Source organism: Streptomyces ferrugineus (assembly GCF_015160855.1).
GTDB lineage: Bacteria > Actinomycetota > Actinomycetes > Streptomycetales > Streptomycetaceae > Streptomyces > Streptomyces ferrugineus.
Window position 1 is genome coordinate 9778074 of the sequence record NZ_CP063373.1, and the last position, 26333, is coordinate 9804406.

The 26333-nt window shown below is 72.3% G+C and carries 24 protein-coding genes and 1 pseudogene; 6 read left to right on the forward strand and 19 right to left on the reverse strand.

The genetic code is table 11. The annotated features are described in order from the left end of the window. Positions 1 to 5: 5 nt before the first annotated feature. Both IM697_RS43590 and IM697_RS43595 read right to left on the reverse strand, forming a co-directional pair. On the reverse strand, positions 6 to 1214 hold the full coding sequence (locus tag IM697_RS43590) for an FAD-dependent monooxygenase (RefSeq protein WP_194043128.1): 1209 nt from the start codon (positions 1212 to 1214) through the stop codon (positions 6 to 8). Further along, the gene (locus IM697_RS43595; protein ID WP_228044418.1) at positions 1214 to 2668 is read right to left on the reverse strand and encodes an MFS transporter; all 1455 of its coding nucleotides are present in this window, start codon (positions 2666 to 2668) and stop codon (positions 1214 to 1216) included. Before IM697_RS43595 ends, IM697_RS43590 begins: the two co-directional genes overlap by 1 nt. Before the next feature lie 86 nt (positions 2669 to 2754). Here IM697_RS43595 and IM697_RS43600 point away from each other — a divergent pair, with 86 nt between their 5' ends. Then, positions 2755 to 3321 (forward strand): TetR/AcrR family transcriptional regulator, encoded by a 567-nt coding sequence (locus IM697_RS43600; RefSeq protein ID WP_194043129.1) that lies wholly within the window; start codon positions 2755 to 2757, stop codon positions 3319 to 3321. Between the two features lie 58 nt (positions 3322 to 3379). Here IM697_RS43600 and IM697_RS43605 read toward each other — a convergent pair whose 3' ends face one another. The 8 genes from IM697_RS43605 to IM697_RS43640 form a co-directional block, all read right to left on the reverse strand. Further along, complete coding sequence (locus IM697_RS43605; protein ID WP_194043131.1) at positions 3380 to 3814, reverse strand: VOC family protein; 435 nt, start codon at positions 3812 to 3814, stop codon at positions 3380 to 3382. Between the two features lie 21 nt (positions 3815 to 3835). Continuing rightward, the gene (locus IM697_RS43610) at positions 3836 to 4501 is read right to left on the reverse strand and encodes a response regulator (protein WP_194043133.1); all 666 of its coding nucleotides are present in this window, start codon (positions 4499 to 4501) and stop codon (positions 3836 to 3838) included. Then, positions 4498 to 5838, reverse strand: a complete 1341-nt coding sequence (locus IM697_RS43615; RefSeq protein ID WP_407699590.1) for a sensor histidine kinase — start codon at positions 5836 to 5838, stop codon at positions 4498 to 4500. The genes IM697_RS43610 and IM697_RS43615 overlap by 4 nt, the downstream gene beginning before the upstream one ends. A 129-nt stretch (positions 5839 to 5967) precedes the next feature. Beyond that, positions 5968 to 6642, reverse strand: coding sequence for a response regulator (locus IM697_RS43620; protein WP_194043135.1), 675 nt, complete (start codon positions 6640 to 6642; stop codon positions 5968 to 5970). After that, positions 6639 to 8072 carry a sensor histidine kinase gene (locus tag IM697_RS43625; protein ID WP_407699591.1) on the reverse strand — a complete coding sequence of 478 codons (1434 nt, stop codon included), beginning with the start codon at positions 8070 to 8072 and terminating at the stop codon, positions 6639 to 6641. The genes IM697_RS43620 and IM697_RS43625 overlap by 4 nt, the downstream gene beginning before the upstream one ends. A gap of 10 nt (positions 8073 to 8082) precedes the next feature. Then, the gene (locus IM697_RS43630; RefSeq protein ID WP_194043139.1) at positions 8083 to 9315 is read right to left on the reverse strand and encodes an acyltransferase family protein; all 1233 of its coding nucleotides are present in this window, start codon (positions 9313 to 9315) and stop codon (positions 8083 to 8085) included. Further along, on the reverse strand, positions 9308 to 10513 hold the full coding sequence (locus IM697_RS43635; RefSeq protein WP_228044419.1) for an alpha/beta hydrolase: 1206 nt from the start codon (positions 10511 to 10513) through the stop codon (positions 9308 to 9310). The genes IM697_RS43630 and IM697_RS43635 overlap by 8 nt, the downstream gene beginning before the upstream one ends. A 155-nt stretch (positions 10514 to 10668) precedes the next feature. After that, positions 10669 to 11568 carry an alpha/beta hydrolase family protein gene (locus IM697_RS43640; RefSeq protein ID WP_194043141.1) on the reverse strand — a complete coding sequence of 300 codons (900 nt, stop codon included), beginning with the start codon at positions 11566 to 11568 and terminating at the stop codon, positions 10669 to 10671. A 210-nt stretch (positions 11569 to 11778) separates the two neighbouring features. Between IM697_RS43640 and IM697_RS43645 the strand changes: the two genes are divergently transcribed. Next, positions 11779 to 12387 carry a TetR/AcrR family transcriptional regulator gene (locus IM697_RS43645; protein WP_194043143.1) on the forward strand — a complete coding sequence of 203 codons (609 nt, stop codon included), beginning with the start codon at positions 11779 to 11781 and terminating at the stop codon, positions 12385 to 12387. A 52-nt stretch (positions 12388 to 12439) separates the two neighbouring features. Here the strand turns inward: IM697_RS43645 and kynU are convergent, their stop codons facing one another. From kynU to IM697_RS43660, 3 genes are all read right to left on the reverse strand, one after another. Beyond that, positions 12440 to 13648, reverse strand: a complete 1209-nt coding sequence (gene kynU, locus IM697_RS43650) for a kynureninase (protein WP_194043145.1) — start codon at positions 13646 to 13648, stop codon at positions 12440 to 12442. Further along, positions 13641 to 14525, reverse strand: a complete 885-nt coding sequence (locus IM697_RS43655) for a tryptophan 2,3-dioxygenase family protein (RefSeq protein ID WP_194043147.1) — start codon at positions 14523 to 14525, stop codon at positions 13641 to 13643. The genes kynU and IM697_RS43655 overlap by 8 nt, the downstream gene beginning before the upstream one ends. Before the next feature lie 161 nt (positions 14526 to 14686). After that, on the reverse strand, positions 14687 to 15100 hold the full coding sequence (locus IM697_RS43660) for a DUF3151 domain-containing protein (protein WP_194043149.1): 414 nt from the start codon (positions 15098 to 15100) through the stop codon (positions 14687 to 14689). An 81-nt stretch (positions 15101 to 15181) separates the two neighbouring features. On the opposite strand from IM697_RS43660, the pseudogene IM697_RS46070 reads away from it, so the two are divergent. After that, positions 15182 to 15366 (forward strand): annotated as a pseudogene (locus IM697_RS46070) (hypothetical protein); the annotation flags it as partial. A 473-nt stretch (positions 15367 to 15839) separates the two neighbouring features. Here the strand turns inward: IM697_RS46070 and IM697_RS43665 are convergent. From IM697_RS43665 to IM697_RS43685, 5 genes are all read right to left on the reverse strand, one after another. Beyond that, entirely contained in the window at positions 15840 to 17315 is a 1476-nt protein-coding gene (locus IM697_RS43665; protein ID WP_194043151.1) for an MFS transporter, read from the reverse strand. A gap of 85 nt (positions 17316 to 17400) precedes the next feature. Then, complete coding sequence (fbaA, locus tag IM697_RS43670) at positions 17401 to 18423, reverse strand: class II fructose-bisphosphate aldolase (RefSeq protein ID WP_194043153.1); 1023 nt, start codon at positions 18421 to 18423, stop codon at positions 17401 to 17403. A gap of 155 nt (positions 18424 to 18578) precedes the next feature. Continuing rightward, on the reverse strand, positions 18579 to 19127 hold the full coding sequence (gene pyrE / locus IM697_RS43675; protein ID WP_194043155.1) for an orotate phosphoribosyltransferase: 549 nt from the start codon (positions 19125 to 19127) through the stop codon (positions 18579 to 18581). A gap of 10 nt (positions 19128 to 19137) precedes the next feature. Continuing rightward, positions 19138 to 19926 carry an aldose epimerase family protein gene (locus IM697_RS43680; protein ID WP_194043157.1) on the reverse strand — a complete coding sequence of 263 codons (789 nt, stop codon included), beginning with the start codon at positions 19924 to 19926 and terminating at the stop codon, positions 19138 to 19140. Between the two features lie 22 nt (positions 19927 to 19948). Then, positions 19949 to 21178 (reverse strand): pyridoxal phosphate-dependent aminotransferase, encoded by a 1230-nt coding sequence (locus IM697_RS43685; protein ID WP_194043159.1) that lies wholly within the window; start codon positions 21176 to 21178, stop codon positions 19949 to 19951. 805 nt (positions 21179 to 21983) lie between these two features. Here IM697_RS43685 and IM697_RS43690 point away from each other — a divergent pair. From IM697_RS43690 to IM697_RS43700, 3 genes are all read left to right on the forward strand, one after another. Continuing rightward, positions 21984 to 22556 carry a DUF2617 family protein gene (locus IM697_RS43690; protein ID WP_228044420.1) on the forward strand — a complete coding sequence of 191 codons (573 nt, stop codon included), beginning with the start codon at positions 21984 to 21986 and terminating at the stop codon, positions 22554 to 22556. 86 nt (positions 22557 to 22642) lie between these two features. Then, positions 22643 to 24286 (forward strand): polyamine aminopropyltransferase, encoded by a 1644-nt coding sequence (locus tag IM697_RS43695; protein WP_194043162.1) that lies wholly within the window; start codon positions 22643 to 22645, stop codon positions 24284 to 24286. Between the two features lie 126 nt (positions 24287 to 24412). Next, positions 24413 to 25276: an SRPBCC domain-containing protein gene (locus tag IM697_RS43700; protein WP_194043164.1), complete on the forward strand. Its 864-nt coding sequence runs from the start codon at positions 24413 to 24415 to the stop codon at positions 25274 to 25276. Positions 25277 to 25784: 508 nt separating this feature from the next. On the opposite strand, the gene IM697_RS43705 is transcribed toward IM697_RS43700, so the two are convergent. Further along, positions 25785 to 26312, reverse strand: a complete 528-nt coding sequence (locus IM697_RS43705; RefSeq protein ID WP_194043165.1) for a YbjN domain-containing protein — start codon at positions 26310 to 26312, stop codon at positions 25785 to 25787. Positions 26313 to 26333: the final 21 nt, after the last annotated feature.

Genomic DNA, 26333 nt, shown 5'->3' on the forward strand with positions numbered 1-26333 from the left:
GGGGTCTAGAAGGCGAGTGCGGCCGAGTCCCCGGGCAGGGTGAGGGCCGTGTGGGCCGGGCGACCGGTCGCCGGTGGCAGGGCGGTCAGGCCGCGAAGCCTGTCGTTGCGTCTCTCAAGGGCTTCGGCGGTGGTGGGGAAGAGCGCCGCGTCGCCGTCACCGACCTGTGCCTGGTTCAGTTCGACGAATCCGCGGATGTCGCGTTCGTAGGCGGCGAAGGCCGCGGTGTGGTCACGGTGGACGGCCAGCGAGCGGGCGAGCATGTAGGCGCCGACGAGGGCGAGGCTGGACCCCTGACCGGTCAGGAACGACGGGGCGTGGGCGGCGTCGCCGACGAGCGCGACCCGGCCGCTGGACCAGCGCGGCATGCGGATCTGGCTCACGGTGTCGAAGAACGGCTCGTCCGCGTCGCGCATCGCGGCGACCATGGCCGGGATCTCCCATCCGTCGTGGGCGAAGGCGGCGGCGACGAGGTCCCGTTGTGCCTCGGGGTCGCGAAGGACCTCGTGCGGTGGTTCGGGGTCGGCGAAGTTGAGGAACGCGTGCAGCTCCTCGCTGTCTCTGACGGCGTAGAGCGCCGCGGCCCTTCCGGGGGTGTTCCAGATGAGTACTTCGTGGGAGAGCCCATAGGTGTTGGGCATGGCGAACACGGCGAAGCGGTATCCCAGATGGCGGTGGAACTGCCGCTCGGGGCCGAACACCAGCTTCCGGGTGTGCGAGTGCAGCCCGTCCGCGCCCAGGACCAGGTCGAAGCCGCGCCGGACGCCGCTGCGGAAGGTGACGTCGACACCGTGCTCGTGTTCCGTGAGCACCTCGACGGAGTCGTCGAACACGAACTCCACCTCGTCCCGGACGGCCCCGTACAGGGCGTCCGTCAGATCCCCGCGGGGCACCTCGACGTCACGTCCCTCGACCCCGCCGGCCACCGCCTGTGGATGCACCACCGCCGCCTGGCTGCCATCGGCGTTGAGGAAGGTCAACCGGCGCGACTCGATATGCGCCTCGCGGAGCCTCGGCAGGATTCCCATCCGGCGGGCCACCTCCACCGCGGTGCCCCGCACGTCGATCGGGTAGCCGCCGCCGCGCGGTCCGGCGGACTTTTCCACCACCGTCACCGCGAACCCGAACCGGTGCAGCCAGAACGCCACGGCGGGACCCGCGATGCTCGCGCCGGAGACCAGGACCGTGCCTTTCGAAGCGGTTCTCAGGTCCATCACACCGCCTCCCGCTCGAGGTCGGGCGAGGACGAGTCGCGGCTGAGGCGGGTGCTTCGCACGAGCATCACGGCCAGCACCGCGGCGATCGCGAACGCGCCGGAAGCGACCGCGATATAGCCGTACACGCCCGTGGCCGAGTTCGTCGTCTCGCCGTCGACGACCACGGCGGTCGACTTGAGCACGGCCGCGCCCGCGAAGTCCAGCACCACGGACCCGATCGAGACCATGACCATGACCAGGCTGGACACGATGCCCTGCCGTTCGGCGGGCGCCAGGCTCCCCGCCATGTTGAAGCCGGACGTCCCGAGCGCTCCCACCGTGACGCCCAGCAGGAACCCGCAGGCGAGCGCCGCGAGAAGCTGGGAAGCGCCGAGGAACATCCCGACGGTCACCACCGTTCCGAGCATGATCGCCCCGGCCAGCGTCAGGGCCGGTCCGATGCGTGCGGCGATCCATCCGGCCCCCGGACCTCCGAGCGTGACGCCGACTCCGGGCGCCGCGAGCAGCAGGGCCACGGATCCCTGGTCGGCCAGTCCGTACCCGAGTCGCTGATCCGCCGAGACGTCGCCGATGAGCGGGATGAGCTGAAGCATGCTCTGGTACGAACCGGCCGCGAGGAAGACGACGAGGAGCGTGAGCACCAGCGGCCCACCGAGGTCCCTGACGTCGATCAGGGGGTCGGGCTTTCGGCTCGAGACCAGGAACCACCTGGCCAGTGCGGCGACGCCCCCGACGAGGAGGGCCAGCGGACCGGGGGCGAGCCAGCCGAAGTCCGAGCCCAGACTGACGTAGCCGAGCACCCCGGCGAGACCTCCGCCGAGCAGGAGGGCACCACCGATGTCGATCCTGCCCGGTGTCCTGATCGGGGACTCGGGAAGGACCTTGTGCACACAGATCGCCATCACGGCCGCGACGACGGCCGAGAGGAAGAACAGGATCTGGAAGCCGAACTCCACGGCCAGTTTCTCGATGAGGAAACGGGACGCGATGTTGAGCACCGCGGAGCCGGAGGTCACGATGCCCACGATGATCATCGCGATCCGGGGTGCGCAGATCCCTCGAACGATGGCGACGGAGAGAAACACGCTGGCCAGTGCCGCTCCCTGCAGCATGCGCCCCGGCACGAACACCCAGATGCCGGGAGCCACCGCGCACAGGACGGCGCCCGCGCAGCTCAGGCATAACGTCAGCACGAGCACTTTGCGCCTGCCGTAGATGTCGGCGCTCTTTCCGAGCAGGGGCGCCCACAGCACGCCCGCCAGCATCGCGGTGGCGTTGAGCCACGCCGCCTGGTCGGTGTCGAAGTGGTCGAGCATCTCCGGGAGGACGACCAGCGGCGCGGTGATGGCCGAGTCGACCACGAAGTTCACCATGGCCAGGACGGCCACCAGGCCGATGAGCCGCCCGTTCCATCTCGTGTGCAGTCCGGTGTCGGTGTGTCCGGTGCTCACACGCACCCCCTTAAGATACGTTTTGGTTTCTTATTCTGGAGAGTAGAGTACACCGATAAGAAACGCCAAGGTTTCTAAGGAGTGTTGTGGGACGACGGCGCGGCGAAGCGCTCGAGGCGGCGATCCTCGAAGCGGCCTGGGACGAGTTGAGCGAGCGGGGTTACACGCACCTGACCGTCGACTCCGTCGCCCGGCGGGCCGGCACCAGCAAACCGGTGCTCTACCGGCGCTGGGCGGACAAGCAGCAGCTGGTCGAGGCGGCGGTCGTACGCCGCAATGCCCTCCAGCGGGTCACCCCGCCCGACACCGGGTCCCTGCGCGGCGACCTGATCGCCACCCTCACCGAGTTGAGCGAGAAGCAGGGGCCGTTCCTCGTCCAGCTCAGCCTGCTGCTCACCGGCTACTTCGCCGAGACCGACACCAGCTTCGCCGAGCTGCGCGAGATGTTCGTCGCCGGGCGCCGCTCCGGACGCGACGAGATCATGGAGCGCGCCATCGAGCGCGGCGAGATCGATCCGGCCAAGCTCACGCCACGGATCGCCTCACTCCCCTTCGACCTGCTGCGAGGCGAGACGATGATGACGCTGCGGCCGGTCCCACCCGAGGCGATCGAGGAGATCGTCGACACGATCTTCCTGCCGCTGGTCCGCTGAGCGCTCCGCCGGAATCGCCGCGATGGGCCGTCGATCGACTGCGGCGCCATCGTGGCGTTCAGGCCGCGCCGAAGTCGGGGAGGGTGACCGAGCCGTCCTCGGCGAGAGGGAAGGCGGGGTTGTGGGCGACCTCCCAGGCGTGGCCGTCGGGGTCGACGAAGGCGCTGGAGTAGAAGCCGATCTCATTGACGGCCGCGGGCTTGGTGACCGTCCCGCCGGCCCGCTCCACCGCCGCGAGCAGCGCGTCCACCTCGGCCTCGGAGCGGACGTTGTGCGCGAGGACGATCCCGCCGAACCCGCCCGCCGCCCCGGGCTCCAGACCGCAGTCCCGGGCCAGCTTGTCCCGGCTCCACAGCACCAGCCCCAGACCGCCCGCCTGGAAGAAGACGGTCTCCTCGACCTCCTGCCCCCGCCAGCCCAGCCCCTCGTAGAAGGCCTTGGAACGGGCGAGATCGGAGACCCCCAGCGTGATCAACGTGATGCGCTGTTCCATCCCCTCACCGTAGCCCCGGTGTCAGCCCGGCGTGACCAGCCGCGCCTCGTACGCGAACACCGCCGCCTGCGTACGGTCCCGCAACCCCAGCTTCACCAGGATCCGGCTGACATGGGTCTTGATCGTCGACTCGGCGACCACCAGCCGCTCGGCGATCTCCGAGTTCGACAGGCCCTGCGCGATCAGCACCAGCACCTCCGTCTCCCGCTCGGTCAGATCCCCGTACGCCGCGTGCGCGGACGGCATCAGGCGTGGGGAGTCGGACAGCTTGGAGAACTCCGTGATCAGCCGCCTGGTGACCGAGGGGGCGAGCAGCGCCTCGCCGGCCGCCACCACCCGCACCCCGTCGGCGAGCTGGCGCGCCGAGGCGTCCTTGAGCAGGAAGCCGGAGGCTCCCGCGCGCAACGCCTGGTACACGTACTCGTCGAGGTCGAAGGTGGTCAGCACCAGCACCTTGGCCGCGCCGTCCGCCGCGACGATCTCCCGGGTCGCCTCGATGCCGTTCAGCTCCGGCATACGGATGTCCATCAGCACGACGTCCGGGGTGAGCTCACGGACCCGGTCCACCGCCTCGCGGCCGTTGACCGCCTCGCCGACGACCTCGATGTCCGGCATCGCGTTCAGCAGGACCGAGAAGCCCTCGCGCACCATCATCTGGTCGTCCGCGATCAGCACACGGATGGTCATGACGCGTCCTCAGTCGTCACCGCGACCGGCAGGAACACCGTCACCTCGTAGCCTCCGTCGTCCGTCGGGCCGGCCGTCATCTCGCCGTTCAGCATGGTGACCCGCTCCCGCATGCCGGTGATGCCGTGCCCGGCGCCGGGTGAGGGTTTCACCAGGCCCGGTGCGGGCGGCGGGCCGTTGACTATGCGCAGGCCCAGCCCGCCGAGGACATACGCGATCTCCACTCGGGCGCTCGCGCCCGGCGCGTGCCGCAGGCTGTTGCTCAGCGCCTCCTGCACGATCCGGTACGCCGACAGCTCCACGCCCTGTGGGAGTGCGCGCACCGCTCCGGTCACCGTCTTCTCGACGCTCAGTCCGGTGTCCCGCACGTTCGCCAGCAGTCCGTCCAGGTCTGCGAGGGTGGGCTGCGGGGCGTCCGGGGCCTCGTAGTCCTCGGCGCGGACGACGCCCAGGACCCGGCGCAGCTCGGTCAGTGCCGCCACCGCGTTCTCCCGGATGGTGGCGAAGGCCCGCTCCAGCTCCGGCGGCGGGTTCTCCACCCGGTAGGGGGCGGCCTCCGCCTGGATGGCGACGACCGACATGTGATGGGCCACCACGTCGTGCAGCTCACGGGCGATGTTGGTGCGCTCCTCCAGCCGGGTGCGCCGGGAGCGCTCGTGCGCGGTCACCGTCTGCTGGGCGGTCACCTCCTGGCGGGCCTCCCTGCGGGTGTGCCAGATGGCGACCACGAGCAGGATGAGCGCGGAGAACACCAGCATGGGGGCGGTGTCGTCGCTGTAGTAGTAGGACGGGCCCAAGATCACGTCGGCCACGAAGCCGTATGCCGCGGTGAGCGCCCACATGTACCCCGCCGTGCGCGGTCGGGTGCGTATGGCCACGACCGTGAGCACGGTCAGATGGCAGGCGAAGTTCGCGGGCTGCCACGGCCAGCCGTCGTCGGTGCTGCCGAAGACCTGGCTGACCGGGGTGGCCGCCATGGACAGCCAGAACGCGCCGATGGGCCGGAGCATGGTCAGCAGGATGGGGAACGCGGCGAGCGGACCGATCATGGCGGCCACACCGTCGTTGTCCACGGCGCCCATGAACAGCGTGATCACGGCGATCCCGGTGATCAGGGTGTGCGGTGTCCAGGCCGCGTACTCCCGCAGCCGGCCCGGCAGCCGCCGGGTCACCGGTCCGTCCACGCTCATGCGGGCCAGCGGGTGGTAGGCGAAGGCGTCGTGGAACAGGTCCTGCCGCAGCCCGCGCAGGGCGTCCGCGGCGATCCGGAACTCCGGGCTGCGCGGTTTGGCCTCGTCCCCCGGCGGCGGGGTCGGCATCTGGGTCGTCTCGGTCACGTACAGAACGGTAGGCGCCAAGGGGAGTCGCGGTCGTCCCCACGGAGAGGGGTTCCGGCGGGTCCATCTCAGGTACTACGGGTATCACCGCTGGTCGGGACCGGTCAGTGTCCCCCGACACGTGCTCCGTCAGTACCCCGAGGGCCGCACGACGCCCGACTCGTACGCGAACACCGCCGCCTGCGTGCGGTCGCGCAGCCCCAGCTTCACCAGGATCCGGCCCACGTGCGTCTTCACCGTCTGCTCGGCCACGACGAGCCGCTCGGCGATCTCCGCGTTCGACAGGCCCTGCGCGATCAGGGCGAGGACCTCGGTCTCGCGCTCGGTCAGGTCCCCGACGCGCTCCTTCAGCGGGGCGCGGGGACGGTCCTTCAGCCGGGAGAACTCGGTGATCAGGCGGCGGGTGATGACGGGCGCGAGCAGCGCGTCACCGGCCGCCACGACCCGTACCGCCTCGGCGAGCTGGTCGGCGGAGGCGTCCTTGAGCAGAAAGCCCGAGGCGCCCGCGCACAGCGCCTCGTAGACGTACTCGTCGAGGTCGAACGTCGTCAGCACCAGCACCTTGATGTGCGGTGCCGCGGCCGTGATGCGGCGGGTGGCCTCGATGCCGCCGAGCTCGGGCATGCGGATGTCCATCAGGACGACGTCGGGAACCAGCTCGGCGACCTTCGCGACCGCGTCCAGGCCGTCGACCGCCTGGCCGATCACGTCGATGTCGGGCTTGGTGTTGAGCAGCACGGAGAATCCCTGCCGGACCATCTGCTGGTCGTCGGCGATGACTACACGGATCGAGCTGCTCGTCATGGAGTCGGTTCTCCTGTCGGGGGGTGGGAAGGTGCCGGGGTGTCGCCCCGCGGGAGGAAGGCCGAGACCGCGAACCCGCCGTGCTGGGTAGGGGCCGCGGTGAGGTGGCCGCCGAGCATGGCCGCGCGCTCGCGCATGCCGAGCAGGCCGTGTCCCGCGCCCGGGGTGGCCGGAGCGGGGTGCTGCGGGCGGGAGTTGACGACGCCCAGATGCAGGCCGCGGAAGTCGTGGGAGACCTCGACCCGCACCTCCGAGCCCGGTGCGTGCCGCAGCGCGTTGCTGAGCGCCTCCTGGATGATCCGGTACGCCGACAGTTCCACGCCCGTGGGGTACGGGGGAGCCTCGCCCCTGATGTCGGTGACGACGTCCAGTCCGGCGGCACGGGTGTTCTCGATGAGGGCGTCCAGCCGGTCCAGCACGGGCTGCGGGGCGTCGGGAGCGGCTCCGGTGCCGGGTCCGCCGAGTCCGTAGGGGTCCTCCGTGCCCTCGGGGGTCTCGGAGCGCAGGACGCCCAGCACACGGCGCAGCTCGGTGAGAGCGTCCAGGGCGTTCTGCCGGATGCCGGCGAGGTTCTCCCGCAGCTCCTCGGAGGGGTTCTCCACCAGGTGCGGGGCCACCTGGGCCTGGATGGAGATCACCGACATGTGGTGGGCGACCACGTCGTGCAGCTCGCGGGCGATGCGGCTGCGCTCCTCCAGCAGGGTGCGCCGGGCCCGCTCCTCGGCGGTGAGTGTCTCCTGCTCGACGAGTTGGGTGCGGGCCTCCCTGCGGCCGCGCAAGGCGGTGCCGACGAGGACGGCCACGGCGAAGACGGCGACCGCCGTCACTCCCGTCGACGAGTACTGCCCCCCGCCGATGATCCCCTGCACGACGAATGTCGCCAGGCCGGTCGCCGCCAGGGCGGCGAGCGCCATGCGCGTCGTCGGTCTCAGGGCGAGCAGAAGGAGGATGGCGGCATGGGCGAGGATCTCCGATGTGCTCCAAGGCCAGTTGGGGCCCGGCTGGCGGGGCGGGAGCATCTCGCGGACGGCCAGCGCCGTGACGACCGCGCCGCCCAGTGACAGGGCCCAGGCACGACCCGGCCAGCGCAGGGCGAGGACGACCGCCACACCCTGGACACCACTGGCCAACAGGCCCTGAGCGACGCCGAGTCCGTAGTCGTAGCTCATGTCGCTGCCGCCGGCGAGGAAGACGCCGAGAGCGATCCAGCAGGTCAGCAGGACCGTCAGCCAGCGCAGCCAGCGGTACCTGGACAGGTGCGGGAACGTCGGGGAGGGGGATGCGCCGAGGGCCTTGCGCAGACGGCGGCGGGGCCTGGACGCGGGTTCGTCGCCGAGTGCGGGCGACCCCTGCGGGGGCCGAGCGCCGTCGGCGACCGCGGGAACAATGCGCCTCTCCTCGGACTCGGGGCCGGACTCCTCGCCGTTCACGCGGTCAACCCTAGACATGGTGGTGTGCCTTCGCTTCCGTGCCGCGAGCGGCCGGGCGGGAACGGATCACTCGGGACGCACGGCCGGTCGGGCGGCGCGGGCCCTGCTCATACCCGCGGAACGCCGTCCAGCACAGCGCCAGGGCCAGAGTGAACACCGGGAGCCAGAGCACACGGGAGGCCACCCAGGCGAGGTGGTCGGGGACCGTGTGCAGGCCGGGGAGGTGACCTGCCGTCAGGGCCGTGGCCGTGGTGGCCATCAGCGCCGTCTGGTGCCACAGGAAGATCGTCATCGCGGAGAGGTTGAGCAGGGCCACCGCCGCCCAGGCCAGGGGGCGGCGCATCACGCGGCGCAGCGGTGCGCGCAGCAGCAGCGCCAGGCCGCACTGCGCCAGCCCGAAGGTGACCGCGGCCAGCGTCGGTGGGTTGAGGTTGGAGACACCGGCACCGGGGACGCCGACCATCGACGCCGGATAGCCGGCCCAGGCGATGAGCGCGGCCGTCGCCGCCGCGCCGCCGGTCAGCAGGATCCAGCCCGCCCGCCGCCGCTCCAGCTCGCCCCGGGTCCAGGCCGCGCCCAGGGTGAACGGCACCAGCCAGCCCGCCGCCACGTTCACCCAGCCGAGCCAGTGCGGGCCGCCCAGGCCGAAGCGGATGAGGTCCACATGGAGGACGACTGCCAGCGGCCACAGCGGGTTGAGGCGCAGCAACAGGGGCGTCGCCGCCGTCAGCGCGGCGAAGACCAGGAGGAACCACAGCGGGGACAGCGCCAGTTTGCACAGGGTGTGGACGGTGTCGGCGTCCGTGCCCGACAGGAGCAGCAGCGCCGACGCCACCGTCCACAGGACGAGGACCGCCGCCACCGGTTTGAACAGGCGGGACAGCCGGGATCTCAGCCACTGCCCGTATGTCGTGCCGCGCTCCCGGGCCGAGGTGTAGCCGCGGGTGGCCACATGGCCGCCGACCAGGAAGAACACGGCGAGGGTCTGGAAGAGCCAGGAGATCGGGGCCAGCCAGGGCAGGTAGTGGAGCGGGCTCGCGGTGTGCAGGCCCGCCCCTCCGTCGTCCGCCACCAGGGCCGTCACCAGCCAGTGGCCCAGGACCACGCCGAGGATGGCGAAGGCCCGCAGGGCGTCGACCGCCCGGTCGCGGTCGGCGGGGGTGGCGGCATCGACCTGGGCGGCGCCCCGGTGTACGCCCTTCCACGCGCCACGCAGGCGGGCTGTCGCCGTCGACTCAGCCATGGGTCACCTCCGAGGTCTCGCCCAGGACGATGCGGGTCAGGTTCGCCAGGGACGTCGACCCCGGCCTGAAGTAGTCGCTGTGGCCGCCGTCGCCCGCCGCGAAGACATGGGCGCCGAACGACGGGGAGATCGGGTCGGTGCCGAAGCCGACGGTCGTGCCGAGCAGGTCGACGCTGACGTGCGGCACCTCCGCCACCCAGTCGTCACCGCCGCGGCCCGCCCAGACCCGGGCCGGGGTGTGCAGGGCCGCGGCGGTGTCCGCGCCGGTGCCGGGGCTGCCGACCAGGGCGATGTCGTCCACGTCCAGGTGGGAGGCGGCGCGGCCGCACACCACCGAGCCGTAGGAGTGGCACAGGAGCGAGAGGTGGGCCTCCCGGCCGGTGACGGCGCGCAGCCGCCGTAGGAACTCCCGCAGCTTCGGGGCGGCCTGTTCGGCTCGGCCGGTCGTCGTGACCGTGGTGCTGACCGTGCCCGGGGTCTCGTAGCCGAGCCAGGCCACCACGGCGGTGCTCGTGCCTCGCGGGGCCTCCCGGGTGAGCCGCTCGTACAGGGCGCGGGCGGCGTCGCGGAAACGGTCGTAGGTGTCGATGGACGTGTCGGAGCCCGGGACCAGGACCGCGACGCGGTCGGCGTGGGCCAGGTCGCCGAAGACCTCCGTCGCGAGGCCGGCACCGCGGCCGTCGAAGGTGAGGAACTGACGGGACGCGTCGGCCATCTCACGATCCGCGGCGGCGCGGTCCCGGTTGCCGTGGGCCGCGGCCATGCGGGACGCCTCGGCGGCGTTGGCCCGGTTGGCCTCGTACGTCTCGTCCAGCGTCGTCGCCGTCACGGGTGGGAGGGCGGCGGGGGCCGGGGCGGGTATCTCCGGGCGGGCGGCACCGGACAGGGGGACGACCACGGCGGCGGTGATCAGGGCGGCGAGGAGAGCCCGGCGCCGACGGTGGGTACGGCGGGGCGTCTTGCACTCACCGGTCCGCTCGGCCTCACCGGCCCGCTCGCCCCCGCCGGCCCGCTCGCCCCCGTAGGTCCGCCGCCCGGCGCGCGGGCCCTGCGCCAGACTCGACCCGCTCGACCTGGTCGACCCGCCTGGCCCACTCGACCCGCCTGGCCCACTCGACCCGCTTGGCCCACTCGACCCGCTCGCCTCGAACGCCTTGCGCGACCCGCTCGCCGCGGCGGCCCCCGTCGTACGCCCCATGGTCGTCTTCCCTTCCAGTCCGCCCGGCCATCGGGCTTGCCTGGATGGGAAATTACGGATCCGGACTCGTCGTCCGCGTCACGCCAGGGAGCTCACCTGCGACGTAGCTCTCAGGTATTACGGGTAGGAGGGGATCAACCCCGAGGAAGACGCGGTCACCACGCCAACTGCGCGATCTCCTCCACCACCACCGCACACGCGTCCGCCGCCGGATCGATCAGCGGAAAGTGGCCGACGTCCTCCAGCAGCGTCAGACCGACGACCTCCCCCGCCTTCGCCGCCGCGTCCGCGTACGACTCGGCGACGGCCAGCGGGACCACGATGTCGGTGCGGCCCTGGACGAGCGTGGTGGCGATGCCCGTCGGGAGCAGGAACGCGGGGTCCGCGTACGGCTGACGCTCGGCGAACTCCACCTCGCCGCCCAGGAGTTGCCGCGCCGCGCCGCCGCAGACGTCCAGCTTGTCGGCGACCGCGAAGTCGGCGATCGGGGCGAGGGCGACCACACCGCGCAGGGGCGCGGGCCGGTCGATGCGCCAGGGCGCGTCCGCCGGGAGGACGTGGCGGGCAGCCGCCCAGAGGGCCAGGTGGCCGCCGGCGGAGTGGCCGGTGAGCACCGTCCGGCGCGGATCGGCCTGCGGGAGCGCCTCCCGTACGAGCGCGGGCAGCGCGTCCACGGCCGCGGCGACATCGTCGAAGGTCTCCGGCCAGCGCCCGGCGACCGGACCGCCGCCACCCGAAGCGCCCTCGGCACCGCCGGCCCCCGCCGCCCCCCGCCGGTACTCCACATTGGCCACGGCGAACCCCCGCCGCGCCAGGAAGTCCGCGAACGGCGTGACGTGCCGGCGGTCGTAAGGGGACCGCCACGCCCCGCCGTGCAGGACGACGACCAGCGGGGCCGGAACGCCGGCGGCGGTCTCCCCGCGGGGCGCGTAGAAGTCGATCACCTGGTCGGGGTGGTCGCCGTAGGACGCGATGGCGTCGGGATCGACGGGCGGGTGCGAGAAGGCCGACTGCTCCTTGGCGGCGTCCCGGGCAGCTGCGGCGTCGTCCGGCATGCTCCAACCTCTCAGCAGCGAAACGGATTTGTGGGAACAAGGCGGCGTGGCGGACCAAGAGGGAACCGGCCGTTGGCGGGGACGGTACCAGGCCCCTCACATGCGCGGACACGTGGATGTCACGCTCGGTGAGGGGTAAACGGTTCTGCTGTTTCGTTACGCTGACCCCGGAGATCGCACCGCACCGCGCCGTGCACCAAGGAGGCCGATATGTCCGCCGAACCCGGCACCCTACGTCCCGGAGGGCGTACCGCGCGTGTCCGTACGGCCGTGCTGCGGGCGGCCGGAGACGTGCTGGCCGAGCAGGGTTTCGCCGGCCTCGACCTCGCCGACGTCGCCCGCCGCGCGCAGGTCGGCAAGACGACCGTGTACCGGCGGTGGGGCTCGGTGACGGGGCTGGTGGCCGACCTGCTCGCCGACATGGCCGAGCAGTCGCTGCCGCGCGAGGAGACCGGATCCGCGCTGGGCGATCTGCGGGCCAACGCGGCGCTGGTGCAGCGGACGCTGGCGGACCCCCGGCAAGGGGCGCTGTTCCGCGCCGTCATCGCCGCCGCGACCTGCGACGAACGTACGGCGCAGGCGCTGCGGCGGTTCTACGAGGTGCGGGTGGCCGAGTGGGCGCCGTGCGTGGAACAGGGCGTCGCCAGGGGGGAGTTGCCGGCCGGGACGGACGCGGAGGCCGTCGTACGGGCGGTGTCGGCGCCCCTCTACTACCAGTTGCTGACGACCGGGGTGGTCCCCGACGCCCCCGCCGCGGAGCGCGCCGCGCGGGCCGCGCACGCTGCCGCCGTGGCGGGGGCGTACGTCACCGGGACGTGACCGGGGCATGACCGCGGGACGTGACCGGGACGTGACCGGGACGTGACCGGGCTCAGCGCAGCACCTCTCCCAGCACCCGCGCCGCCCGCTCCACATCCGCGAACCCCACGTACAGCGGCGTGAAACCGAACCGCAGCACGTCAGGATGCCGGAAGTCGCCCACGACCCCCCGCTCGATCAGCCGCTTCATCACGTCCCCGGCGTCCTCGCACCGCAGCGCCACCTGGCTGCCGCGCTCCGCGTGGGCCACCGGAGTCACCGACTCCACCCGCCCCTCGGGCGCATACGCCGCGACGCACTCCAGGAAGAAGTCCGTCAGCGCGAGCGACTTGGCCCGTACCGCCTCGATCGGCACGCCGTCCCAGACCTCCAGAGCCGCCTCCAGGGCGAGCATGGAGAGGATGTCGGGCGTGCCGACGCGACCGCGCGGCGCACCCGCCGCCGGCTCGAAGTCGGTTCGCATGCCGAACGGCTCGGCGTGCGAGTTCCAGCCGGGGAGCGGGGAGTCGAAGCGGTCCTGGAGATCCCGTCGCACGTACAGGTAAGCCGGTGAACCGGGGCCGCCGTTCAGGTACTTGTAGGTGCAGCCGACCGCCAGGTCCACGCCGTGCTCGTCGAGCCCGACCGGAAGCGCGCCCGCGCTGTGACACAGGTCCCAGACGGCGAGGGCGCCCGCGGCGTGCACGGCGGCGGTGAGGGACGGCAGGTCGTGCAGCCGCCCGGTGCGGTAGTCGACGTGGTTCAGCAGGACGGCGGCGGTACGGTCGCTCAGCGCGCCCGGCACCTCGGCGGGCACCACCGGTCGCAGCGTACGGCCGGTCATGCGCGCCGCCGACTCGGCGATGTAACCGTCGGTGGGGAAGGTGGTCGCGTCGACGAGGATCTCGTCGCGGCCGGAACCGGTGGGCTCGGACTCCGCCATCCGCACGGCGGCCACAAGCGCCTTGAAGACATTGACACTTGTGGAGTCGCCGACCACGATCTGGCCCGCCGCCGCGCCGACCAGCGGGGCGATCCGGTCGCCGATCCGCTCGGGCGCGGTCCACCAGCCGCTCTCGTCCCAGGACCGGATCCGCAGCTCGCCCCACTGCCGCCGTACGACGTCCTCGACGCGGCCGGGGACGTGCGCGGGCAGGGCGCCCAGGGAGTTGCCGTCGAGGTAGACCACGTCGTCGAGGACGAACTGCTTGCGGGTGCCGGCCAGTTCGTCGGCGGCGTCCAGCGCACCCGCCCTCGTCACGAGCGTCGAGTGCTCAGACATGGGACCTCGCCGTCCACAGCTCGGGGAAGACGTTCTTGCGGGCCCGCTTCTCCAGCCAGGCCACGCCGGCCGAACCGCCCGTGCCGGGCTTGGCACCCATCGCGCGGCGGGTGGCGACCAGGTGGTCGTTGCGCCAGCGCCACACCAGTTCCGCGACGTCGGTCAACGCCTCGCCGAGGCGGGCGAGCTCGGCGTTCTGGTCGCCCGCGTAGATCGCGGTCCAGGCCGCCTCTACGGCGTCCGAGGGCTCGTAGCGCTGCGAGACGTCGCGCCTGAGAACGGACTCGGGGATGTCGCAGCCGCGCCGGGCGAGGAAGCGGAGCACCTCGTCGTAGAGGCTCGGCTCGTGCAGGGCCTTCTCCAGTTCCGCGTGGACGCGCGGGGCGCCGCGGTGCGGGACGAGCATGGACGCCGACTTCTCGGCGAGCAGGAACTCCATCCGGCGGTACATCGCCGACTGGAAGCCGGATCCCTCGCCGAGGGCGCTGCGGTACGCGTTGAACTGGGCCGGGGTGAGCTGGCCGAGCGGCTTCCAGGAGGCGTTCAGGGCCTCCAGCTCCCGTACGGAACGCTTCAGGGCGTCGATCGCCACGCCCGGCCGGTCCTCGCGCAGTGCGTGCGCCGCGGTCTCCCACTCATGGACGATGACCGTGAACCACAGCTCCATGACCTGGGTCGTGACCAGGAAGACCATCTCTCCCGGGTCGTCGGAGAGGGTGTGCTGGAGGTGGGTGAGCACGTCCGCCTTGACGTAGTCCTCGTAGGGCGTCGTGCCGGCGAAGTCGAGATGCGGGGTCTCGGGCTCTTGAGTCTCCGTGGAATTCCCCGTGGAATTCCCCGTGGAATTCTCCGCGGACCGATGAGCCTGCTGGGACATTGCTGTCTCCTGTGTAACTCCGGGTAGCGGTCCGCCCTGCCGTTATCGGCAAAGGGGCCCCGGTCCCCACCCGGCATCCTCAGGGATCGCCCCGGACGGCGCAAGGCCCGCCTGGTCACACGGGCGGGCCTTACGGGGGCGGTGCCCGAAGTGGCTAGTGGCTAGCCCAGGGTCTGGGCCGCCGTCGGCGAGGAGTCCTTCAGGAACTGCGTGCAGCGCTCGTACTCCTCCTGCTCGCCGATGGTGCCGGCGGCGCGGGCGAGGGCGTGCAGGGCGCGCAGGAAGCCCCGGTTGGGCTCGTGCTCCCAGGGGACGGGGCCGTGGCCCTTCCAGCCGCTCCTGCGCAGGGCGTCCAGGCCGCGGTGGTAGCCCGTACGGGCGTAGGCGTACGACTCCACGACGCTGCCCCGCTCGAAGGCCTCGTCGGCCAGCTGGGCCCAGGCCAGGGAGGAGGTCGGGTGCTTCGCGGCGACGTCCGCGGGGGCGGTGCCGGCGGCGAGCAGCTCGCGCGGCTCGGGGTCGTCGGGGAGGTGGGTCGGGGGCGGGCCCCCGAGGAGGTTTTCGTGAATGGCCATGGGGTCCAGTCTGGCCCATGGGGTGGTGCGGCGGGGTGGGCCGGGGCCTTGGGCGACGGCCGGGTCCTTCTCGCCCCCGCCGCTGGTGACGACCGGGTTTCCTCGCCCCCGCCGCCCCTACCCGTCCCATCCCCAGGGGCGCTGCCCCTTCGACCCCCGCTGGGGCTGCCGCCCCAGACCCCGCTCCGGCCCTGAAGGGGCCTTGTCCTCAAACGCCGGACGGGCTGGGGGGTGCCGACCGGCGCCGAAAGGTCACGGCCGGCGGGTGGGTGGGGGCTGGGGATGGTGAGAGCCCGCACTCGGACACCCCGGGCGGGGCGGATTGTGACGACCGGCGCCGAAGGCGACGGCCAGCGCGAGGGTGGGGGCTCGGGACGGGGAGAACCCCCACTCGGACACCCCGGGCGGGGCGGATTGTGACGACCGACGCCGAAAGGCGACGGCCAGCCAGTGGGTGAGGGCTCGGGACGGGGAGAACCCCCACTCGGACACCCCGGGCGGGGCGGATTGTGACGACCGACGCCGAAAGGCGACGGCCAGCCAGTGGGTGAGGGCTCGGGACGGGGAGAACCCCCACTCGGACACCCCGGGCGGGGCGGATTGTGACGACCGACGCCGAAAGGCGACGGCCAGCCAGTGGGTGCGGGCTCGGGACGGGGAGAACCCCCACTCGGACACCCCAGGCCGGCCGGATTGTGGTGAGCGGTGCTGAGAGGCGATCCTCCGCCTCGCACGACCCCTACTCCCCCACCTGCAATCTCCCCTTGCTGCGCTCCCCCTCCAACGGCGGTGCCGTCACGCTGCCGTGGGTGACGCACTCCGGGTGACGGCAGTCCGGCGGCAGGGGCCGTACCGTCGCGAAGGCGACCGCCGCGCCCGCCACCAGTACGCCGGTACAGATCACCATCGCCCTGCCGAACGCGTCGTCGAAGGCGTCGGCCGAGCGGTACGCCTCCTCGCCCATGCCGGCCAGCAGCGGCAGCGCGGCCACCGCGACCAGGCCCGCCGCCCGTGCCGCCGCGTTGTTGATGCCGCTGGCCAGGCCCGCGCGGGCGGTGTCGACGGAGGCGAGGACCGTGGCCGTCAGAGGGGCGACCAGGGTGACCATGCCCAGGCCCAGGACCAGCAGGGCCGGGAGGACGTCGGCGAGGTACGAGGCGTTCGGGCCCACGCGCAGCATCAGGAGGGTTCCGGCCGCGCACAGCAGGGGGCCGGCCGTCAGCGGGATGCGCGGGCCGATGCGGTCGGCGAGGGCGCCCGAGCGGGCCGAGAACAGCAGCATCAGGGCGGTCGTCGGCAGCAGGGCCGTGCCGGCGCCGAGGGCCGAGTAGCCGGCCACGACCTGGAGCTGGAGGGCGGCGAGGAAGAAGAAGCCGCCGAAGGCCGCGTAGACGCAGAGGGTGACCAGGTTGACCGCCGTGAACTGGCGGGAGCCGAAGATGTCCAGCGGCATCATCGGGTCCGGGCGGCCGCGCTCGACGTACACGAAGGCGATCCCGGCCGCAACGCCGCCCACCGCGGCGAGGAGCACCACCAGCGAGCCCTGCCGGGCCTCGATCAGCGCGTAGGTCACCAGGGCGAGAGACGCGGCGCCCAGGGTCGCGCCGAGCACGTCGAAGCGGCCGTGCTTGGTGCCGTCGCCGGACTCGGGGACGTGCCGTACGGCGATCGGGGCGCACAGCAGCGCCAGCGGGACGTTGAGCAGGAACACCCAGCGCCAGCCCGGACCGTCCACCAGCCAGCCGCCCAGGAAGGGGCCCACCGCCGCGCCGATGCCCCCGAAGCCGGACCACAGGCCGACCGCCCGCGCCCGGTCGTCGGGGTGGAAGGACGCCTGGATCAGGGCCAGGGAGCCGGGAGTGAGCAGGGCGCCGCCGATCCCCTGCAGCGCCCGTGCGGCGACGAGCACGCCGACGTTCGGGGCGAGGCCGCACAGCAGCGAGGCCGCGGCGAACCACACCACCCCGATGACGAAGATCCTCCGCCGCCCGTACCGGTCCCCCAGCGAACCGCCGAGCAGGATCAGCCCGGCCAGCGCCAGCATGTACGCGTTGACGGTCCACTGGAGCGCCGCGAGGTCGGCGTCCAGGTCACGGCCGATGCGCGGGAGGGCTACGTTGACGACGGTCGAGTCCAGCATCGCCATGCTGGAGCCGAGGACGGTGGTGAGCAGGATCCATCTGCCCTGCGGTGAGGCCAGCCGGACATCGGGCATGACCTCAGGTATACAGCGAGCCCGGCGCCGTAGACAGACGCCGGGCTCGGAAGATCCGCGAAGGTCCGCGGGACACTCGCGGGAACTACTTGATCTTCGTGCCCGTGGAGCGCAGGTTGGCACAGGCCTCCGTCACACGGGCGGCCATGGACGCCTCGGCGAGCTTGCCCCAGGTGCGCGGGTCGTAGGTCTTCTTGTTGCCGACCTCGCCGTCGACCTTCAGGACGCCGTCGTAGTTCTGGAACATGTGGGCCGCGACCGGACGCGTGAAGGCGTACTGGGTGTCGGTGTCGATGTTCATCTTGACCACGCCGTTCTCCAGCGCGGTCGCGATCTCCTCGGCGGTGGAGCCGGAGCCGCCGTGGAAGACGAAGTCGAACGGCGACGGCTTGCCGAACTTGGCGGCGACGCCCTCGTTCAGCTGCTTCAGCAGCTCCGGACGCAGCACGACGTTGCCCGGCTTGTACACGCCGTGGACGTTGCCGAAGGACGCGGCGAGCAGGTAGCGGCCCTTCTCGCCGAGGCCAAGTGCCTCCGCCGTACGAATGGCGTCGTCGACCGTCGTGTACAGCGAGTCGTTGATCTCGTGCGAGACGCCGTCCTCCTCGCCGCCGGTCGGGGTGATCTCGACCTCGAGGATGATCTTCGCGGCGCGGGCGCGCTCGAGGAGCTCCTGGGCGATGGAGAGGTTGTCGGCGAGGGTCTCGGCCGAGCCGTCCCACATGTGGGACTGGAACAGCGGGTTGTCGCCGCGGGCGACGCGCTCCTCCGAGACGGCGAGCAGCGGACGTACGTACCCGTCGAGCTTGTCCTTCGGGCAGTGGTCCGTGTGCAGGGCGACGGTGATGTCGTACTTCTTGGCGACGATGTGCGCGAACTCGGCCAGGGCGACGGCGCCGGTGACCATGTCCTTGCTGTGCTGGCCGCCCAGGAACTCCGCACCACCCGTGGAGATCTGGATGATGCCGTCGCTCTCCGCCTCCGCGAAGCCGCGCAGGGCCGCGTGCAGGGTCTGGGAGGAGGTCACGTTGATGGCCGGGTAGGCGAACTTGCCTGCCTTCGCCCGGTCGAGCATCTCGTTGTAGACCTCGGGGGTTGCGATGGGCATCTGTCCGCTCCTTGGAGTGTGCGGGTTGACGTGCTGCGTTACTGCTTGTTTCTTACGGCCCTGACCTAGACCTTGGGGGGTGTGACGTCATCGTCGGCCCCATCTTTCCAGACTTGGCCGGATGCTCCCGCCCCCGTGTCCAACCTGTGGATAACTCAGTCGAGGCCCAGGTCATCCTTGGAGTACGCGAACAGGTACGGCACCCCCGCACCCTCCTGGATCTTCTCGGCGGCGCCGGTGGCCCGGTCGACGATCGTCGCCACGGCCACGACCTCGCCGCCGGCCTCGCGCACGGCCTCGATGGCGGTGAGGGGGGAGCCGCCGGTGGTGGAGGTGTCCTCGACGACGAGCACCCGCCGCCCCGCGATGTCCGGGCCCTCGACCCGGCGCTGCAGCCCGTGCGCCTTGGCGGCCTTGCGGACGACGAAGGCGTCGAGCCGCTTCCCGCGCGCGGCGGCGGCGTGCAGCATGGCGCCGGCGACGGGGTCGGCGCCCATGGTGAGCCCGCCGACCGCGTCGAACTCCAGCTCGGAGGTCAGGTCGAGCAGCACCTGCCCGACGAGCGGCGCGGCCTGCCCGTCGAGGGTGATGCGCCGAAGATCGACGTAGTAGTCGGCTTCCAGACCCGACGACAGGGTCACCTTGCCGTGCACCACGGCCTTGTCCTTGATCTGCTGCAGCAGCTCGCCGCGTACGTCAGTCATGCCGCCCAGCTTAGAGGCGCCGCCAGCTCCAGACCGTCGTGGCCTCGAGCGGCTCCAGGGGCGTGACCAGGCGGGGCTGGGTGTTGAGCCCGTTGGGCGGCCCGGTCTGCGGCTCGACGCACACGGCGGCGTCCTGCTCGTCGTACACCACCACCCACTCCTCGCGGCTGGTCACCTTCAGCTCCAGCTCTCCCGGCCAGGTGAGCGTGACGTCGACGCCGCCGGGCATGCCGAAGCAGTCGTCCCAGGGGCCGGGCTTCGGGTCGATGCGGTTCCCGGTGGGGAGGTGGTCGTCGCCGCGCTCCTCCTGCCAGGCGGGGCTGAAGTCGAGCACCACGTCCTCGCCGCCGAGATTCCGGTTGAACCAGGGGTGCCAGCCGATCTGTGCCGGGAAGGACGTCTCGTACGTCTCGACGGACATGGTGAGGCTGAGGCTGTCCTCGGTGAGCGCGACGACGTGGGTGACGCGAGCGGCGTAGGGCCACGGCTCGACCAGGTCGTACGTGATGACGGCCTCGTCCCGGGTGACCCGGGCGACGTCCCAGGCACCGTCGCGGGCGGTGCCGTGGATGGCGTTCGGCGGGGCGTTGAGCGGCATCTGCCGCACCACGGCACCGTCGAGGAACCGGCCGTCCCGGATCCGCCCGCACCAGGGAACCATCGGAAAGCAGCCGAACCGCTCCCCCTGCCGCAGCAACTCCGTCCCCCCGACGCGCAGCCCCGCGACCCGCCCGCCGTTGCCCGGCAGCACGTCCACCTCCGCGTCACCCGCGGTCAGCGTGATGTGTTCGTTACTCACGGGGACGACCCTACTGGGGCGATCAAGAGCGGGGCAGGCTCAGTTTGAGCAGCCTCTCGATCGCCTCCTGAAGGATCTCCCCGCGCTTGCAGAACGCGAACCGCACGAACGGCGCCCCCGCCTCCCGGTGGTCGTAGAAGACCGCGTTGGGGATGGCGACCACTCCGGCCCGCTCCGGCAGCGCGCGGCAGAAGGCGAAGCCGTCCCCCTCCTCGGCCAGTGCGGCGCCCAGGGGGCGGATGTCGGTGGTGATGAAGTAGGTGCCGGCGGGCTTGAACACCTGGAAGCCGGCCTCCGTGAGCCCCGCCGCCAGCAGGTCGCGCTTGGTCTGCATGTCCTCGCGGAAGGCCGTGAAGTAGCGGTCGGGCAGCGCCAGCGCCTCGGCGACGGCGTACTGGAACGGCCCCGAGGAGACATACGTCAGGAACTGCTTCGCCGAGCGCACGGCCGTGAGCAGGGGGGACGCCGAGGTTACCCAGCCGACCTTCCAACCCGTGAACGAAAAACTCTTCCCTGCGGACCCGATCGTCACCGTCCGCTCGCGCATGCCGGGGAAGGTCGCCAGCGGCAGGTGCTCGGCGTCGTCGAAGACCAGGTGCTCGTACACCTCGTCGGTCACCACCAGCAGGTCCCGTTCCACGGCCAGCTCGGCGATCGCGGCCAGCTCCGCCCGGGTGAGGACGGTGCCGGTGGGGTTGTGCGGGGTGTTGATCAGCAGCAGGCGGGTGCGGTCGGTGACCGCGGCGCGCAGCTCGTCGAGGTCGAGGCGGAAGCTCGCGCCCTCGACCTCGTCGAGGTGCGGGCGCAGGGTGACCGGCACGCGCGCGGCGCCCGCCATGGCGATGCAGGCCGCGTAGGAGTCGTAGTACGGCTCGAGGGCGATGACCTCGTCGCCGGGCTCCAGCAGGGCGAGCAGCGCGGCCGCGATGGCCTCGGTGGCGCCCGCGGTGACCAGGACCTCGGTGTCGGGGTCGTACGACAGCCCGTAGCGCCGCTCCTGGTGCGCGGCGATCGCCAGGCGCAGCTCGGGGATGCCGGGGCCCGGCGGGTACTGGTTGCCGCGCCCGTCCCGCAGCGCCCGCACGGCCGCCTCGCGGACCTCCTCGGGCCCGTCGGTGTCGGGGAAGCCCTGACCGAGGTTGATGGACCCGGTGCTCAGGGCGAGCGCGGACATCTCCGCGAAGATCGTCGTCCCGAACTCGGCGAGCCGGCGGTTGAGCAGGGGGCGGGTGGTGGAGGTCATGCCGGCCATCCTGCGCCCAAGCTCTGGAGTTCCTCAACTCTGCTTTGGGCCGCGAGACGACCGGGCATCTGACTGCCACGCACCGAGCGGGAGGCGCCCACGGGGGGACGTCTCGGTCCGCTTCGGGGGAACGGAAGGAGGCTGACGCCATGGCCACAGTCATCGTGGGGGCGCTGGTCGCAGTGGTGTTCGTCGTGATCGTGGTGTCCGTCGCGCGCCGGAGCGCACGTCCGGCCCGCCGTGCGCACGGCAGCCGGTCGGGCTCGTACGACAGCGGAGGCGGTGCCGCGGCCGGCAGCTGGTGGGTCGGTGGAGACAGCGGCTCGGGGGGTTCGTCCTGTGGTGGCGGCTCGTCATGCGGAGGCGGGTCGTCCTGCGGAGGGGGCGGGGGCGGATGCGGTGGCGGAGGCAGCTGACACGGGGCAGCTGAGCTCCCCCAGCAGGGGGAACCGCATCCGGGAGGGAGCGGGGCCGGTGCCTGGGACCGGCCCCGCTTTCGTGTCCTGTGGTGCACGGCTTCCGGCGCGGTCGGCCGCGCCCCGGCGCACGCCCTGTCGCCATCGGCGCACGCCGGAGTTGAACAGTTGAGCTGATAAGCCCTCTGAGGGATGGAAACCCTCCGAACTTGGGTAAAAACGCTGTGGCGGCGCCCTAGTTCATGATTCAGTGAAAATCACCAACGCAGCCCCTCGGACGTCCCGCGGACACCTTCTGACCGGCCGACTGGGCTGCCCGAGCCGATTCCTGGTGTCGGCCGGGGTGCGCCGGAGACCGACACCTCCCTCCTTTCTTTGCGTGCTTGCGGAGCCGACCCATGCTCACGACCCTGAACACCGCTTATACCGACACGCGCGCGGCCGACCTCGCCTGGGCCCTGGGGCGCGAGCCGCTGCCCGCGCTGGCCTCGCTCGACCTCGAACTGACCGGTGCGAAGCTTCAGTTGAGACTGCTCGGCGCGTCCCACCAGGTGCTGTTGGACGAGGAGCGCGGCATCTGCTCGGAGACGGTGGCCTGTATGCCCGGCAGCAGCACACCGCTGCCGCTGGGGGTGGCCAAGCGGGTGGGCGACTGGGAGTACGAGTTCGCGGCCCGGGTGGAGATCCTGTCGCCGGGTCAGTTCGCGGGCCGTGCCCAGGAGTTGCTGGCGCTGGTCGCCGATCATCCGCACGGCCTCGCCGGCGTCTTCCCCGGCAGCCCGCACGCCTTCACCGCGCTGCTGGCCCAGCATCACGAAGGGCAGGTCCACTGGCGTACGTGGCACGCCTACCCGCAGGACGGGCAGTTGGTGGCGACGCGGACGAGGGTGGGGCCGAGGGTGGGGACGCGGTCGCCGGCGGTCGCCGGCGGTCGGCGCCGGTCGGTGTCCTTCAGCCCGTCCGGCATCTGAGGATTCCGCGGGCGCAAACGTCCAGCGCCTCAACACCACACGTGTGGGTGACGAAGCGTACCCCGGCAGTGACGTACGGTCGCAGCGTGATCGAACCGCACGCGCCCGCCCCACCCGGCACACCGCCGCCCTGGGCAGGCCCCGCGCGGCTTCCGGTCCGGCCCGGCACCGGGCGGCTCCTGGTCCTGGCGGGCGTCTTCGTCTGCGCGGCCTGCGGACTCGTGTACGAACTCGAACTCGTCGCTCTCGCCTCGTACTTGATCGGCGACTCCGTCACCCAGGCCTCCGTCGTGCTGGCCGTCATGGTGTTCGCGATGGGCATCGGCTCCCTCGCCGCGAAGCGGCTGCGTTCGTACGCCGCGGCCGGCTTCGGCGCCATCGAGGCCGTCCTCGCCCTCGTCGGCGGGTGCAGCGCGCTCGCCCTGTACGCCGTCTTCGCCTGGACCGGCGACTGGGGCGGGATGTGGGCCCACGGCCCGCGCGCCCTCCTCGTCGCCTTCTCCCTCACCATCGGCCTGCTCATCGGCGCCGAGATCCCGCTGCTGATGGAGCTCATCCAGCGCATCCGGCGCCAGGACGCGGGCGGCGCGGTGGCCGACCTGTTCGCCGCGGACTACGTCGGCGCGCTCGTCGGCGGCCTCACCTTCCCCTTCCTCCTCCTGCCGCTGCTCGGCCAGTTGACCTCGGCCCTGATCACCGGAGCCGTCAACGCCGTGGCGGGCGGCGCGCTCGTCCTCGGCCTGTTCCGGCGTGACCTCACCCGCCGCGCCCACTGGCTGCTGGTGATCGCCAACGTCACCGTGCTCGGCGTCCTCGCCTCCGCCGCCGTACTCGTCGACGACTTCGAACGGGCCGCACGGCACGCGGTGTACGGACGGGACGTACGCGTCGCCCTCCAGACGGACGTCCAGGAGGTCGTCATCACCGGCGGCACCGAAGGTCGGCCCCTCGACCTCTTCCTCGACGGCCGGCTGCGGGTCAGCGGACGCGACGCCCGCCGCTACCACGAGGCGCTGGTGCACCCCGCGATGAGCGGCGAGCACACCCGCGTGCTGATCCTCGGCGGCGGTGACGGGCTGGCGGCGCGTGAGGTGCTGCGCCATCCCGGGGTGCACCGGGTCGACGTCGTCGAGGTCGACCCCGAGGTGGTGCGCCTGGCCCGCCGGGATCCGCCCCTGTCCCGCCTCAACGGACACGCCTACGACGACGACCGCGTCCACATCATGACGGGCGACGCCTTCCACTGGCTGCGGACGGCACCGTCGGCGACGTACGACGTCGTCATCTCGGACCTCCCCGACCCCGGCATCACCGCCAGCACCAAGCTGTACTCGCAGGAGTTCTACGGCCTCACCCGCCGCGCCCTGGCCCCGCACGGCCGCCTCGCCGTGCACGCCGGCCCGGTCGCCTCCCGCCCCCGCGTCTTCTGGACGGTCGACACGACCCTGCACGCCGCGGGCCTGCGCACGGCTCCCTACCGCGTCCGGGGCCAAGGCTCCGGCTTCACGGCGGGCCCCGACCGCTCGACCGGCCCGACCCGCGCACCGCAGGACTGGGGGTTCATCCTGGCGGCACGGGGGGAGTCACCGCGGCTGCGGCTCGGCACGGGAGAGGGGGTGCCGCGGTTGGCGACCTTGACTCAGTCGGAGCTGCTGGCGGACGCGAGGGCGGCGGAGGGGACGCGGGTGGCGGGGCTGGGGGCGTCGACGTTGGTGCATCCGCGGTACTGAGGGGGCGCGATGGTACCGCTCGGGGGCCTGCGTGAGCGGGGAGAGTACGCCCGGCGGGCGGGTGTGCGCCGAGAAACCCGGGATGTGTGGGTGCGGTTCGCGCCATGCTGGGTAGGCTCGATCGGCATGGAGCAAGAGGTGTTCGTTCCGGTTGCGGCGGAGCGTCTCAGGGAGGTGCTGGCCGATCCCGCACGGGTCGCCCGGGCGGTCCCCGGGCTCCAGCAGGACGCCGGGGCCGAGCCGGTCGCCGGGCGGCTGAGGATGCGGATCAGCGGTCACACCATCACCTATCGGGGTGCGGTGCGGGTCTCCGCGCGGGAGGACGGTTCGTACGCCGTCGAGGGCGACGCCGTCGAGGCGCGCGGGAACGGTTCCGTGAAGCTCGCGCTCACCCTGCGGGTCATGGCGGCCGAGGGCGGGGCCACGGTGGCGTTCTCGGGGACCGCGTCGGCGGACGGGCGGATCGCGGAGTTCTCGGCTCAGGCCGTGTCCTCTGCCGTCGGCCGGCTGCTGAACCGGGTCGGGGAGCAGCTGGGGGCCGTGGCGGGCGAGGCGCCGCCTCCCGAGCCGGAGGCCATGGAGGAAGCACTGGCGCCGGGAGAGTTCGAGACACGGGTGACCAGTGACTTCGAGACGACGCCGGACGCGGACGACGCGCCGGCGCCGGCGCCCGACGAGGGCAGCGAGTCGCCGTCCGTGTTCGATGCCGAGGTGCCGCCGCCGTCGCTGGAGCCACAGGGCGAGGAAGAGGTGTCCGAGGGCGACTCCGGGGAGGAAACGCCCGTCGCCGAGGCGGCGCATGCCCGGCGGACGATGATCGGGCGCAGCGCGGAGGAAGTGGATCACGCCCCGCCTCGGGGCCGGTATGCCCCGGTGCCGGCGCCGCAGACCGTCGCGCCGAGCACCACCCTGCGGTGGGCGGCTCCGGCCGCGGCGCTGGTGCTGGCCTCGGCGATCGTGGTGGGGCGCATGCTGCGGCGCCGCCGCTAGGCCGTGTCGTCAGGCCGACCCACGGCGGACCGCGTCGCCCGTCGACAGGCCGGGCCACGGCGGGCCCCGTCGCCCGTCGACAGGCCGGGCCACGGCGGGCCCCGTCGCCCGTCGACAGGCCGGACCACGGCGGGCCCCGTCGCCCGTCGACAGGCCGGACCACGGCGGGCCCCGTCGCCCGTCGACAGGCCGGACCACAGCGGGCCCCGTCGCCCATCGTCAAGCCGGACCACAGCGGGCCCCGTCGCCCATCGTCAAGCCGGACCACAGCGGGCCCCGTCGCCCATCGTCAAGCCGGACCACAGCGGGCCCCGTCGCCCATCGTCAAGCCGGACCACAGCGGGCCCCGTCGCCCGTCGAGACCACGGCAGGCCCTGTGCCCGTCGACAGGCCAGACCACGGCGTGCCCCGTCGCCCGTCGCCGGCGCCGTGAAAGGCGAGAGCCCGGCCCGGCACGCGGCCGTGGCGGCCGGTGCCCTGCCGGGCTCTGCTCGATGCGCGCCGAGGGCTACTCCTCGTCGCCCTCCGGCTTCTCCGCTTCGTTGATCTCCTGCTCCAGGCCGAGCTGCTCGACGAGCCACTTGTCGAACTCGATGGCGGCCCGCACCCAGCTCACCGTCGACGAGACGAAGTGCTCCAGGCTGACGCCGGTGCCGATCAGCATCTGCGCCTCGCCGATCAGACGGACGGTGCCGTCGTCGTGCGTGTGGCTGTAGACCTTGGGCCACAGCGTCCGGCGGTTCCAGTCGTCGATCGACTCCAGAAGCTGGGGCTTCTCGTCGATCTTGTGGGGCCGGTCGTAGAACGTCCGCACCGAGAAGACCTGCTGGTCACCCTCGCCGCGGAACATGAAGTACGTACGGAACTGCTCCCACGGCGCCGCGAGGTCCCCCTCGTCGTCGACGACGTACTTCAGCTCCATCTGGTCGAGGAGCTGCTTCACGAGGTCCTGATCCGGGACAACAGGGCCGGGCGGCGGCCCGGACTGCGGCTGCTGGCCCCCGAAGTTCGGAATCGAGGACGGGTCGATGCTCACCGTGATTTTCCCTTCGTACGG

Bases quoted from the DNA above. Each gene is read 5' to 3' on its own strand.
- IM697_RS43590 (WP_194043128.1), bottom strand. From the start codon at position 1,214: ATGGACCTGAGAACCGCTTCGAAAGGCACGGTCCTGGTCTCCGGCGCG.
- IM697_RS43605 (WP_194043131.1), bottom strand. From the start codon at position 3,814: ATGGAACAGCGCATCACGTTGATCACGCTGGGGGTCTCCGATCTCGCC.
- IM697_RS43610 (WP_194043133.1), bottom strand. From the start codon at position 4,501: ATGACCATCCGTGTGCTGATCGCGGACGACCAGATGATGGTGCGCGAG.
- IM697_RS43620 (WP_194043135.1), bottom strand. From the start codon at position 6,642: ATGACGAGCAGCTCGATCCGTGTAGTCATCGCCGACGACCAGCAGATG.
- IM697_RS43630 (WP_194043139.1), bottom strand. From the start codon at position 9,315: ATGGCTGAGTCGACGGCGACAGCCCGCCTGCGTGGCGCGTGGAAGGGC.
- IM697_RS43635 (WP_228044419.1), bottom strand. From the start codon at position 10,513: ATGGGGCGTACGACGGGGGCCGCCGCGGCGAGCGGGTCGCGCAAGGCG.
- IM697_RS43640 (WP_194043141.1), bottom strand. From the start codon at position 11,568: ATGCCGGACGACGCCGCAGCTGCCCGGGACGCCGCCAAGGAGCAGTCG.
- IM697_RS43645 (WP_194043143.1), top strand. From the start codon at position 11,779: ATGTCCGCCGAACCCGGCACCCTACGTCCCGGAGGGCGTACCGCGCGT.
- kynU (WP_194043145.1), bottom strand. From the start codon at position 13,648: ATGTCTGAGCACTCGACGCTCGTGACGAGGGCGGGTGCGCTGGACGCC.
- IM697_RS43655 (WP_194043147.1), bottom strand. From the start codon at position 14,525: ATGTCCCAGCAGGCTCATCGGTCCGCGGAGAATTCCACGGGGAATTCC.
- IM697_RS43660 (WP_194043149.1), bottom strand. From the start codon at position 15,100: ATGGCCATTCACGAAAACCTCCTCGGGGGCCCGCCCCCGACCCACCTC.
- IM697_RS43665 (WP_194043151.1), bottom strand. From the start codon at position 17,315: ATGCCCGATGTCCGGCTGGCCTCACCGCAGGGCAGATGGATCCTGCTC.
- fbaA (WP_194043153.1), bottom strand. From the start codon at position 18,423: ATGCCCATCGCAACCCCCGAGGTCTACAACGAGATGCTCGACCGGGCG.
- pyrE (WP_194043155.1), bottom strand. From the start codon at position 19,127: ATGACTGACGTACGCGGCGAGCTGCTGCAGCAGATCAAGGACAAGGCC.
- IM697_RS43685 (WP_194043159.1), bottom strand. From the start codon at position 21,178: ATGGCCGGCATGACCTCCACCACCCGCCCCCTGCTCAACCGCCGGCTC.
- IM697_RS43690 (WP_228044420.1), top strand. From the start codon at position 21,984: ATGCTCACGACCCTGAACACCGCTTATACCGACACGCGCGCGGCCGAC.
- IM697_RS43700 (WP_194043164.1), top strand. From the start codon at position 24,413: ATGGAGCAAGAGGTGTTCGTTCCGGTTGCGGCGGAGCGTCTCAGGGAG.